A 10,959-nucleotide genomic window follows, 5' to 3' on the forward strand; every position below is an offset into this window, starting at 1 on the left:
GACGTCACTGTGCTGCGAAGCGGGCGGGCTCGGCGGTTTCCGTTTTCCTGGTCAACCACGTCGCACCACGCGACAGCCGCCAGATCACCGTCCAGCAATGGCGGCGAGCCCACAAGGCTCATTTATCTTGCCAGGATGTCGTCAAGGTATGCCTGGACCGGCTCGAAGAGACCGTACGGGACGTACGTGGAGATCTCGGCGTGTGTACACCAGGCCAGCTCCGCAAGTTCGTCCGTGTCCGCGACGTAGGCGGCGCCGGCCACTACGTCGCAGGCGGTGTACCACATGAGCCGGTGCGTCTTCGGGTGGGTTCGCTCGCCAAGGGACTTGATCGCGGTGACCTTCAGTCCGGTCTCCTCACGCGTTTCACGGACAGCTGCCTCCTCGGGGGATTCGCCCGGTTCGATCTCCCCTGCTGGGAACTGCCAGGAGAGCTCGCCTTCCTTTACTCGTCGGCGAACCATGAGGACGCAACCCTCGTAGATGATGACAGCGGCCGAGATACCGGGGCGCTCTGTGCCGATTTGGTCTGTCATGCCTGCTCCTTCAGGGCTGTCACGATCGGTGGGAAGATCACATCGATGGGGATGAAGCGGGTCACCGAGTCCCGCCGAGCCCACATGACGTCCACGTTCTCGATGATGTCGCTGTTCTGCGCCTCGCCGGCCAGGTAGTCACAGAGGAAATATTCGCACTGCACCCCGGTCACTGGGTGAAGACGACTACCGAGGCTCTTCCTCACGGCACAGTGGACGCCGGTCTCCGCGAGCGTCTCGCGGACCGTCACCGTTTCCGGCCGCACTCCCGGCTTGATCACGCCGGCCGGAAACTGCCAGGTAATACCTGAGTCGCTGTTGTCGTTCCGAACTTGAGGGCGGCGTTTTCGCTGGTCAGGCGTAGGGCCGGTGATTTCGTGGGAGTGGTGGTCTGTCGGGTTGTCACTCGCTGGGGAGGCCGGGATGCCGTCGGTTGTCGGACTGCTGGAAGAGCACGAGCTCGCTGCTCGCCGTCGTGTTGACGGGCTGCGGGAGGAGGCCGACCGGATCCAGGCCCAGCTGGCCGCGGCCGAGCTGGAATGGCAGGAGTGGACGATCGCCCGCAGGCGCGTCGATACGGTGCTGGCACCGGACAGCGCGGGCACCATCGCCACGAAGACCACCCCGGATCTGCTGGGCGAGCACGTGCCGTCCGTGCGGTCGGATGCGGTGAAGCCGAGATCGCAGGTGCCGGTGTGGCGTGAGGGCTGTGGCTGGTCGGTGCTGTCGGTGGACTATCAGCGCATCGTGCAGCTCCTCGCGGACCGGTCCCGGCTCCATCAAGGGCCGCTGACCTGCCAGGAGATGGCCGCGGTGTTCGGGATGGACATGGTGCCGGCGCGGGTGGAGGGGTTGCGGTCGAAGGCGAAACGCCTGGTCGCACGTGGCTGGCTGACCGAGCCCGGTTCGGGCCGGTTCACGCTCGCTGCGGGTGTGGCCGGGCCAGGCGGCGCGTCATGAGCAGGGTCATCGACCAGTAGACCATCGCCTCGGCGCTGGTGGTGCGGCGTTCGTAGTCACGGGCCAGGCGGCGGGTGCGCATCAGCCAGGCGTTGGTGCGCTCGACGATCCACCGTTTGGGCAGCACCACGAATCCCTTGCGGTCGTCGCTGCGTTTGACGATCTTCAGGACGAGAGCGAGTGCGGCCAGGCAGTGCTTGACGAGGCTGCCGGTGTAGCCGCCATCAGCCCAGACCAGGGCCAGACGGTGGTGCGCTTCGGCCACCCGCTGGAGCAGGACCCGAGCGGCGGTGCGGTCACCGACATCCGCGGCGGTGACCATCACGCCCAGGAGCAGGCCGAGCGTGTCGACCACCAGGTGCCTTTTCCGGCCGTTGATGAGCTTGCCGCCGTCGAAGCCGCGGCTGTCCGATCCGACCATGGCGTCGGCCTTGACGGACTGCGAGTCGATCACCCCGGCTGTCGGCTCGGTGTCCCGGCCCGCACGGGTGCGGACCTGCGCGCGGAGCCGGTCGTGGAACTCCTTGACCAGGGCGCGGTCGCGCCAGCGGCGGAAGAACGCATACACACGGTCCCACGGCGGGAAATCAGCCGGCATCGCCCGCCACTTGATTCCGTTGTCGACCAGATAGCGGACCGCGTCCAGTATCGCCCGGTGGCAATAAGCCTCCGGCTGCCCGCCCCGGCCCCGCATCCAGCCCGGTACCGGCAGCAGCGGCCGGACAGCAGCCCACTCCGCGTCCGTCATGTCCGACGGATAACACCGCTGCCGCGTCCCGTTGTCGGCGGCGTTTCCGAACCGGTGCGCCAGACAGTCACACTCCCGGGCGACCCAACTGGACTGTGCTGCCGTCGAGACGGAACACTGCGGCACCGGGGCCTCCTGGTGTTGCTCGGTGATTCGACACCAACGAGCTGTTCAGGAGGCCCCACCTCTATGCGCCCAAGCCTCCGAGACCACCCAATCGGGACTCCCGTTCGACGCACATCCCTCAAGACCGGAACGACAACAGCGACTGAGGAGTCCCCGTCTCGGCGGCAGACCATCAGCACATCGCTCTCCCGTATGACGACAGCTATGGCGACTCGAAGCACCTCCGGCTCGCGTGCACCGTGTCCGGTGCTCCGGGCCCGGAGGCCGTCGCTCCGGGATAAGAGGAGGAACCTCGCTCGGACCCCTGGGCCCGCCCTTTCGTAAGCCTCGTCAAGCAGTTGCTGCATCTCTGCGCGGGGAAGGACTTCCGGGTCCGCGTGCCAGGTGGCGACCGTGCGCAGGGCTATGCCCAGATGGTTGGCGAAGGCTTCATTGGTCATGCGCAGAGCCGCCTGAAGAACGCAGGCGTTGTGGCCGCTCCAGACCTCGACGACGTCCAATGTTGTGCCTCCCCCTTCTTCGGAGACGACGAACAGGGCTGCTGCACAGCGGCTGCACCGTCATTGCACTGTCGGTGCATGGCGCTCAAGGGAACCAGGCTGTTGACTCGTAGTCAGGCACTCCCCCGTCGTCGCCTGCCCAACCCCCTGGAGCCAACTTTGTCCCATAGGAGTCCTCTTGATGGCCTACCAAGGTCCTCGAATGGGGACAGAGCCTTCGGCAAGATAACTGCACCACCGCCCGAGTCGCGACAAGGAAGCCGTCCGCGGCGGACGTCTGCGGGGAACCAATGTCTGGGCCCAGCGTCGGCTACGGCCCCGGGCGGACGGTACTGCACACCGGGTGTCCGGTCGGCGCCGGTAACCTCAGGCAAATGACGCACTGAGTGTTCGTCATATTGCTTGCCTGAAAGTTGAAAGGGAACCGATGGCCCAGGATCAGGAACAGACGGTGGAGCGCACTCTCGTGCTCCTCAAGCCCGACGCGGTAGTCCGCGGCTTCGCCGGGAAGATCATCACCCGCTTCGAGGACGCGGCGCTGAAGATCGTCGGCGTCAAGATGAAGCAGATGGACGCTGACTTCACCCGTCGCCACTACTTCGACCTGGAAGAGCGCCTCGGCTCCGAGGTCTACAACTTCACCGCCACGTTCATGCAGCAGGGTCCAGTCATCGCACTGGTGCTGGAGGGCTTCGACGCGGTGGCGACCGTCCGCAAGATCGTCGGAAGCACTTACCCCAACGAAGCCCCGGCCGGCACGGTACGCGGCGACTTCTCGCACTACAGCAAGGCCGCGAGCGTCGTCTCGGGCAAGGCGGTGGCGAACCTGGTGCACGCCTCCGGCAACCGGGACGAGGCGGCCCAGGAGGTCGACCTGTGGTTCGACAAGGACGAGTTGCAGGACTACCGCACGCTCGCCGAGATCTTCACTTACTGAGCGGGGGCATCGTCACCGAAGGGGCTTCGGGACGTTGATCACCGTTGAAGCACCACCGTACGAGAGAGGGCACCATGACCAACCAGACCCGCGTCGCCTCCGTCGGCGAGCTGGAGACGAGTTTTCAGCGGGAACTGGCGACGGACCGCTGGGCAGCGGCCGAGACAGCGTTCGCGCTCGCGACGCGCAACCGGGACGCCGGCGACTGGGAGCAGTCCCGGGAGTGGGTCGCACAGTGCCTCCGGATTCTGGAGGGATTCCCGGGCGAGACAGAGGAACAAGCTGCCACCACTCGCGTGTCAGTAGGCGGGGTCCTGCTCCCCAACTACCTGCATGAGGGTGTCGTGCGCGGCCGATTCGGTCAGGTCGCCTGACACCTGCTCTTCCCCACGGGGCACGCACAGCGGCGGTGCGGTCTACGCAGTTCCTCGGCCGCGCCGCCACGCCCCAGACATCACCTATAACCCCCTTAACCCCTTCCGAGCCAATCGAGGCCCTGCCTCACCTGTCTCGGCTGGAAGAGCTACGCCCAAGAAGGGAAAGAGACCGTTGGCCACTGAGATCGAGATGCGAGCGCGCTTCGACCAGCACGCACACGACCGGCTGATCTCGCGCCTGGAGCGAGACGGCGAAGACCTCGGGTGCGACGACAAGCGCATCTACTTCTACGTACTGCCGGACAAGCTGCTGAAAGTCACGGACAACACTGCCGCCGGCTCGGCCAAAATCACGCTCAAGACCAGCAGGATCGGCCAGGGCTCCGCCTTCCCCGAGACCGAGATCCCCATCGCGAGGGAGGACGTCGCGGCGGCGGTACGCATCTTCAACGCCCTCGGCTTCGAGTCGGAGATGCACGAGGCGTTCAACCAGCGCCGCAACTTCCGCTTCCGAGGCGTCGAGATCGCAGTGAAGTGGAGCCAGGCGTGGGGGCACCATGCCGAGTTCGAGGTGCTGCTCGACGACGCCCCGGGACAGACCGCGCTGGACGAAGCCGAAGCCCGTATCCGCACCGTCGCACAAGAACTGGACGTCTCGTTGATGAGCGAGCAGGAACTCGCCGACTTCACCGAGGCATTCGAGGCAGCTGAACGCGACCGCAAGGCCGGCGCCGCACAGCCGGCGAACGCCCGCTGACCGACTCATCGCTGTTGACCACCGAGGGGGTGGGCCAGGTGAGCACGACCCCGCCGACCGAGAGTCTGGTCGAGCTGGCTGCATGCAAGCGGCTTCCGCACCACCAATACATCGACCATGCCACTGTGACCTGGATCGATGCGAACCGGCCCGACTTCACCGACGACTTGGTTCTGCGACTTCGGCCCACGTCCCAACAGCTGCTCCACGGATCTGCCATCCCTGCTGGCTGGTGGGCCGAGGCCAAGACAACGGATTCCCTGCACGGGGTCCGGCACGGGATGCGTACCGCAGCGTTAGCGGCGCTGCTGGCCGAGGACGCCGGACTGGACAAGGACGAGACCGCGGATCTCGTCCTGGCCGCGGCTCTGCACGACTGCCGCCGGCTCCACGACAAAGACGATCACCGGCATGGTGCCCGCGCCGCCCTGTGGCTGACGAAGAACGCGGACGAGGTCTGGGGACACTTCCACCTCACCGCCACGCCCCTACGCATCGATCGCGTGGCGACCGCGGTGCGACTGCACGACGTGCCGTACTCCGACTTCAGCCCGGACGACCGAACGGACCACGCCCGCACCGAGAACGTTTGCGATCTACTCAAAGCCGCCGACGCACTCGACCGCTACCGCCTGCCGAAATTGAGCTGGTGGCCAGACCCGGCCCAGGTCCGCGCGCACGCCTTCGACTGCCTCCGCGCAACCGCCTTCGATCTGGTCGTACGGTCCGAAACAGCCCACCTGGCGGGGCTGGACAGCGCGGATGCCGTCTTCACAGCGTTAAGACAGAGGGAGCTGCTCTCCTGATGGACTTCCTCGACACATACGAGGAATGGGCCGACGCCCACGTGTTCTTCGATACGGCGCTGATACCCGGCCCGGCCTGCAACCCCCGCGACCCGCTCGCCGAGCAGACTCGGGCGTGGGAGAGGCGTCTGACCGAGGACACCCCCAACGGGGGGCTCCTCCGCAGCAACGCTCTCTTCGACTCGCTCAGCGGCGACCGGACGCTGCACCTGCTGCACGTCACCCACGCATTGGAGCAGATCAGCGAGCACGGCGTTCTCTACCCGTCGGGCGGATGCCTGGTCGGAAGCATTTACTGTGCTCCACTCGTCGCCACGGGCAGCGGCTTCCGTATGCACAACCTCGGCGCTTACGTGCTCGACAAGGAAGCGCCGGCTTTCGTCACGAAGATGGGTGCGCCGAACCGCATCCCCACTCCGCTGATCTTCGAGGTACAGCTTCCGGCCCAGGCGTACCGGGGTCTGGCCGGAGTCGACTACCTGCGCCTGGGCTCGATCCACCTGCAGATCTACAGCCGTCTTGAGTACCTGCTCTCCAAGGCAGAGCGGCACCGGTTGCGCGAGACGGTCGTCAGCCGGACCAAGAACTCGACGGCCTTCCTCGCACTCGCCACCGCCATCGCCTACGAGGGCGCCCGTGTGCTGCCGGAATCTTTCCTGCGGCTGCTGGACGAGACCACCCCTCGCCTGCCAATCCTCGGGTACGTGTACTTCGAGGCACTGGCCGAGTACCTGATGCTGCACTCGGCTACTCCGCAGACCAAGCAGTACGCCGAGGTCGGCGAGTTCAACAACTGGCTCTACAAGGAGATGCTGTTCGTCTCCTTCCCCCACATGGCCGGCAAGTTCGACCTCGCGAAGTTCCGTCCACCGCCGGGAGACCTGGACGCGTTTCTCGCTCGTATCGACGGCAGCATCGACCCAGCGCACGCTCACGCCTACCTGACCGACCGAATCAGCTACCTGGTAGCCGCCCGCCTGTTCACCCCGGGCCAGATCCCGCGAGCGTGGCACCACACGCGCTGGGAGTTCGACAGCCTCGCCAGCCAGCTCGGTCCGCTCCTGGGACATCTGATCCACCGGGAACTGCGCACATTCGGCCGTTACCCCGACTTCTACTTCTACTACGACCAGCACAAGGCCCTGCAGGCGTGGAACTACTGGAACCACATGGACATCGTGGTCCCCTTCAACGGCACCTTCCCCAAAGGCGAGGTCGGTATCAACCCGGCCTACCCCGACCTGCAATACCGGGTGTGGCGAGCCGAGCAGGACGGGGCCGGCCGCCTGCACCCCGCGGAAGAGCTGGCACTGACCATCGCCCCGCGCCTGGTGGACATCAAGTACACGCTCATGCGCAACAACAAGTGGGCGGAGCCGGCGACCGCTGCTTCAGCGGTATAGGCACTGGACCCGTCCGGGTCCCGATCTCCGCCTCCGCTGCATTGCCTCGGTAGCCCGCCAACTTCTCTTCATCCGCGCCCAAAGAAACGCGAGAAACCACAATGACCAACCACCGCGATCCCGCACGCCCGGAACTCGACCACTTCGGTGACCAGATCACCACGCTTCTCAAAGATCCGACAACCACGCATGGCCTCGCCCGCACCCTCCGTGCCGTCGCCAAGGAACTCGACCTGGCACGCCACCACCAGGCCAGTCAGAAGGCGTGGCCCGACGGCCGGATCGAAGAGACCCCCGCCATGGTGCAGATCGGCGGGGGCGCTCATCGCATCGACGGCTTCTTCAATATCGACGCCGTACCGCCGGCCGACCTTCTGTGGGACGTACGGGAAGGCATCCCGCTACGGGATTCCACCGTGCGATTCCTCTTCTCCGAGCACTTCCTGGAACACATCGACTACCCGCGCTCGGCCAAGCAGTACGCCCGGGAAGCCCACCGCGTCCTGGCCCCGGGCGGCCAACTCGTCACCGGCGTCCCGGACGCAGCCCACGTCCTCAAGCAGTACCCGGCTCCTCCGGACCAGACGGCCGAAATGATCGAGCGCTGGTATGCGAACCGGAACTGCCGCGAGGAAATCAACACGTTCCTCGACCTGATCAACTACGTCTTCCGCGACCAGGACGACGACCCGACGTACAACCCCCACTACTGGGCCTACGACTTCGAAAAGCTCGTTCAGCTCTTCACGGAGGCGGGGTTCGCCGGGGTGGAGCCGTGGTCCTTCGACCCGGAGATCGCGAACCCGAAGCGAGAGTGGGCGAGCGTGTACGTCGTAGCGACGAAATAGGCCCAGGGCCCGGGAGCTGAAGACCCAGGATCGACCTGTTCCTACGCGGCCAACCGGTCCTGCGCCACACCGAGTCGGGCCCGCGCCGAGTCCCGGCCGAGCCGTTCCAGCGACTCGAACACCGAGGCACAGACTTCCCAACGTCGGCGGATCTGCGTCTGAAGATCCGGGCCGCGAAGCCTCTCCGGAATCACGCCGAGCTCACGGGCGACCTCGGTGACGTTTCGGCCGGACGACCAGAACAGTGCCACCGCCTCCCGCTTGAACTCCGCCGTGTACCGCTTGCTCATATTGCTCTTGCCACTTAACCTGGACTGCTTCCTCCGGGACCCAACCGTCCCAGTATCAAGCTGTCCAGATCAACGGGGGAACTTCAAAGCATCGGGCATCCGCAAGCTCGTGCTCGTCAACGCCCACGGCGGGAACTACGTCCTGTCCAACATCGTCCAGGAAACCAACCTCACCGAGCCGCGCATGTCGCTCTTCCCGCGGGGCCGGGAATGGCAACGTGCCCGTGACCGAGCCGACCTCGTATCCGATGCGCACGGCGACATGCACGCGGGCGAGATCGAAACATCCATCCTCCTACACGCCGAACCGTCCCTCGTACGCGCTGGCTACGAGACCGCCGACCACGACGACGGCGAGCGTCCGTTCCTCCTCACCGAGGGCATGAAGGCATATACCGAGGCAGGCGTCATCGGCTTCCCCCCGTACGCCACGGCTGAGTAGGGCAAGGCAGTGCTGGCGAGCCTGGTCGAAGATTTCGCCGCTCACCTTCGCGTTCTCGGCGAATGAATCCCGAACCGCGACGCAGTCCCCTCGAAGCCGCCTCTGGGTTGTCTAATTGCGTTACAACCGCCTCGGTGCCGTACAACCATGGACGCTGGCAGACTGTTCACGCAGGCCATCCGCACTTCAATCACAGGTCGTGAGGCCAACCGGATTACTTCGACAGCAGACACCACTGAAGCGGCTCGGCATGATGATGGGCGCCCAACAGCGCCTCCTGATCCATCTCGGGCGAGGCATTCTGACCAGTCAAGAGGTTCCACATAAGGCATATGCGGCATATCGACGTCTGGTCGATAGAAGATTCGCGAGTCGCCTAAATTCAGAAGCCCACACCAACCGAGTGACCGTCGCCGCCAGACTCATCAGCGGTCATTTCCATACCACACCGGACAACAATAGACTACGCAAGTCTTGACACAATTAAATGCGTCGATATTTCTGAGCACGGGCGTGATCCATGATCATGTCTCGTATATCCTCTAGCATCGACATCATCGCGGTAGAGCGAAAGCACTTCACCGATAGACATCGGATACCCATCGGTGTGGATCTCTTTCGCGCGGGAAGCGATTTGATCTTCAAGGAGCATTGACTACCTACCGTGTGAGCGAATAATTACTAGCTTATGTTAGCGCGGTGCCGCACCCTTTGGGCAGGAATGGGACATCCGCACCGAGAACGCTCGCCCTACATGGCTGTGGGACAGCGCACTCTGCGAGGAAGCTAGCGTCACAGAAGATGGCCCACACGGCGGTAGCCCACCGGAACGGGGGGACACCAACCGTCCGACTGTCCGATTAGGCCACTGAATTGCATGTTTTTAATGGACTGGGACAATTATCCGTGATATCCGGTCAGAGAGTGCTGCAACACGGGGGGTGTTTTACAGCACGTCGGCGAAGCCGACCAAGTAGGTCGCGGGCGTCGGAGGCGTCTTCCGCTCTCGGTGTCGGCGCCGGCTGAGTGTCTAACTGCGCGACAGCGGCCCTGGACCCTTGCCGATCCGGGGGACGCCACATGCAGGACCCACCAGCGGAACAGGGTCCGGGGGCCATGACGACGTCCGGATCTCTCATCGCCGGAGAGGTACCGCTGGCCAAGGTCATCGCCCGGCTCCAGAAGGACCGACCGGTCTTCCACTCCGAAGCGGACCTCCAGCACAGCTTCGCGCGAGCGCTGTGGGAACTGGCACCCAAGATCCACTCCAGGCTGGAAGTACGCCAGCACATGCCGGACGCACCCGGCGCCGAATACCTCGGCCCGCACCGCCATCGAGTTCAAGTACTTCACGGCACAGTGGACCGGAACAGCCGGACCCACCCCGGAGAAGTACGTGCTCAAGGAGCAAGCAGCCAACGACCTCGCCCGGCTGGGCTTCGTCTCCGACATCGCCCGCCTTGAGCGCTTCGGCAACCACGCCGACCAGAACGGTCTCGCCCTCATCATCACCAACGACAGATCCCTGTGGACCCCGCCGAAGCCCCCCGGCAAACCCACCCGAGACCGCGAATTCCGCATCCACGAGGACCGCACCCTCACGAGCCAACTCCTCTGGGCCTGCGGCGACTACCAACCGAACACCCGCACCCTTCACGGCACCTACACCCTCAACTGGCAGCCGTACTCGCAGCAAACCGGCCCCCGGGGAGAGTTCCGCTACCTCGCTGTGTTCACCGACCCACAGCCCACATGACTGCCAGCGAAGATCCGGTCGACCACTCAGCACGGACGCCCGAGTCCGGAGCCGACGTGACCACAGGGGGCTGGGCGTTCCAGCGGATTCGGCGCGGCGCGGCTGTAGGAGGCATCGACCGCGACCGCCACGTGATTCTGTTCACCAGCGCGGTTCGTGAATCAAGTCCCGCATTGCATCACTTTGAGTCACCATTTGCATCTCGAAGAAGGCTTCCTCCCGTGACGGGATCGGAGGGTCGAGAACACCGCGAAGGAGGGTCATGACTTGACGCCATTTCGGACCGTCCGCGGCTTCGCACCACAGTTCCGCGAGTTCAGACAGCCCCGCGACCACTTGATCCAGGGCGTCGACGGCGAACGAGGCCCGCCCTGCCCAATCGGCGCCGCAAGCTGACGCCGAGTCTTCAAGTCCCCAGCCAAGCAATGACAAGCCTGACGCAGGAGCCTCTCCCCCATGCCGGTGGAAGATGT

General features: G+C 64.9%; 12 protein-coding genes and 1 pseudogene. 9 read left to right on the forward strand and 4 right to left on the reverse strand.

What is annotated here, in order from left to right; all coding sequences use genetic code 11:
* Positions 1-122: 122 nt before the first annotated feature.
* A complete protein-coding gene (locus OG552_RS16045) occupies positions 123-536 on the reverse strand; it encodes an NUDIX hydrolase (RefSeq protein WP_329133476.1) in 414 nt (137 codons plus the stop codon).
* Positions 533-865: pseudogene (locus OG552_RS16050) on the reverse strand (NUDIX hydrolase); the annotation flags it as partial. The gene OG552_RS16045 and the pseudogene OG552_RS16050, both read right to left, overlap by 4 nt.
* 94 nt (positions 866-959) lie before the next feature.
* Between OG552_RS16050 and OG552_RS16055 the strand changes: the two are divergent.
* Positions 960-1,496 (forward strand): hypothetical protein, encoded by a 537-nt coding sequence (locus tag OG552_RS16055; RefSeq protein ID WP_329133477.1) that lies wholly within the window; start codon positions 960-962, stop codon positions 1,494-1,496.
* Here the strand turns inward: OG552_RS16055 and OG552_RS16060 are convergent.
* Entirely contained in the window at positions 1,453-2,244 is a 792-nt protein-coding gene (locus OG552_RS16060; protein WP_329133479.1) for an IS5 family transposase, read from the reverse strand. The genes OG552_RS16055 and OG552_RS16060 overlap by 44 nt on opposite strands.
* Before the next feature lie 1,053 nt (positions 2,245-3,297).
* Between OG552_RS16060 and OG552_RS16065 the strand changes: the two genes are divergently transcribed.
* The 6 genes from OG552_RS16065 to OG552_RS16090 all read left to right on the forward strand — a co-directional run bounded on the left by OG552_RS16065 (position 3,298) and on the right by OG552_RS16090 (position 7,998).
* Positions 3,298-3,807, forward strand: a complete 510-nt coding sequence (locus tag OG552_RS16065; protein WP_329133480.1) for a nucleoside-diphosphate kinase — start codon at positions 3,298-3,300, stop codon at positions 3,805-3,807.
* 74 nt (positions 3,808-3,881) lie between these two features.
* Entirely contained in the window at positions 3,882-4,181 is a 300-nt protein-coding gene (locus OG552_RS16070; protein WP_329133482.1) for a hypothetical protein, read from the forward strand.
* A gap of 175 nt (positions 4,182-4,356) precedes the next feature.
* On the forward strand, positions 4,357-4,941 hold the full coding sequence (locus OG552_RS16075) for a hypothetical protein (protein WP_329133484.1): 585 nt from the start codon (positions 4,357-4,359) through the stop codon (positions 4,939-4,941).
* A gap of 38 nt (positions 4,942-4,979) precedes the next feature.
* A complete protein-coding gene (locus tag OG552_RS16080; protein WP_329133486.1) occupies positions 4,980-5,747 on the forward strand; it encodes a hypothetical protein in 768 nt (255 codons plus the stop codon).
* Positions 5,747-7,150, forward strand: a complete 1,404-nt coding sequence (locus OG552_RS16085; protein WP_329133488.1) for a hypothetical protein — start codon at positions 5,747-5,749, stop codon at positions 7,148-7,150. Before OG552_RS16080 ends, OG552_RS16085 begins: the two co-directional genes overlap by 1 nt.
* Positions 7,151-7,251: 101 nt before the next feature.
* On the forward strand, positions 7,252-7,998 hold the full coding sequence (locus tag OG552_RS16090; protein WP_329133490.1) for a class I SAM-dependent methyltransferase: 747 nt from the start codon (positions 7,252-7,254) through the stop codon (positions 7,996-7,998).
* A gap of 41 nt (positions 7,999-8,039) precedes the next feature.
* On the opposite strand, the gene OG552_RS16095 is transcribed toward OG552_RS16090, so the two are convergent.
* Entirely contained in the window at positions 8,040-8,288 is a 249-nt protein-coding gene (locus OG552_RS16095; protein ID WP_329133492.1) for a transposase, read from the reverse strand.
* Between the two features lie 109 nt (positions 8,289-8,397).
* Here OG552_RS16095 and OG552_RS16100 point away from each other — a divergent pair, with 109 nt between their 5' ends.
* Complete coding sequence (locus OG552_RS16100) at positions 8,398-8,730, forward strand: creatininase family protein (RefSeq protein ID WP_329133493.1); 333 nt, start codon at positions 8,398-8,400, stop codon at positions 8,728-8,730.
* A gap of 1,396 nt (positions 8,731-10,126) precedes the next feature.
* Complete coding sequence (locus OG552_RS16105; RefSeq protein ID WP_329133494.1) at positions 10,127-10,486, forward strand: hypothetical protein; 360 nt, start codon at positions 10,127-10,129, stop codon at positions 10,484-10,486.
* Positions 10,487-10,959 lie beyond the last annotated feature (473 nt).

Origin of the sequence: Streptomyces sp. NBC_01476, from assembly GCF_036227265.1 — a bacterium.
Taxonomy (GTDB): domain Bacteria; phylum Actinomycetota; class Actinomycetes; order Streptomycetales; family Streptomycetaceae; genus Actinacidiphila.

Coding starts and splice junctions, on each gene's coding strand:
- OG552_RS16045 (WP_329133476.1), bottom strand. CDS start 536: ATGACAGACCAAATCGGCACAGAGCGCCCCGGTATCTCGGCCGCTGTC.
- OG552_RS16055 (WP_329133477.1), top strand. CDS start 960: ATGCCGTCGGTTGTCGGACTGCTGGAAGAGCACGAGCTCGCTGCTCGC.
- OG552_RS16060 (WP_329133479.1), bottom strand. CDS start 2,244: ATGACGGACGCGGAGTGGGCTGCTGTCCGGCCGCTGCTGCCGGTACCG.
- OG552_RS16065 (WP_329133480.1), top strand. CDS start 3,298: ATGGCCCAGGATCAGGAACAGACGGTGGAGCGCACTCTCGTGCTCCTC.
- OG552_RS16070 (WP_329133482.1), top strand. CDS start 3,882: ATGACCAACCAGACCCGCGTCGCCTCCGTCGGCGAGCTGGAGACGAGT.
- OG552_RS16085 (WP_329133488.1), top strand. CDS start 5,747: ATGGACTTCCTCGACACATACGAGGAATGGGCCGACGCCCACGTGTTC.
- OG552_RS16090 (WP_329133490.1), top strand. CDS start 7,252: ATGACCAACCACCGCGATCCCGCACGCCCGGAACTCGACCACTTCGGT.
- OG552_RS16095 (WP_329133492.1), bottom strand. CDS start 8,288: ATGAGCAAGCGGTACACGGCGGAGTTCAAGCGGGAGGCGGTGGCACTG.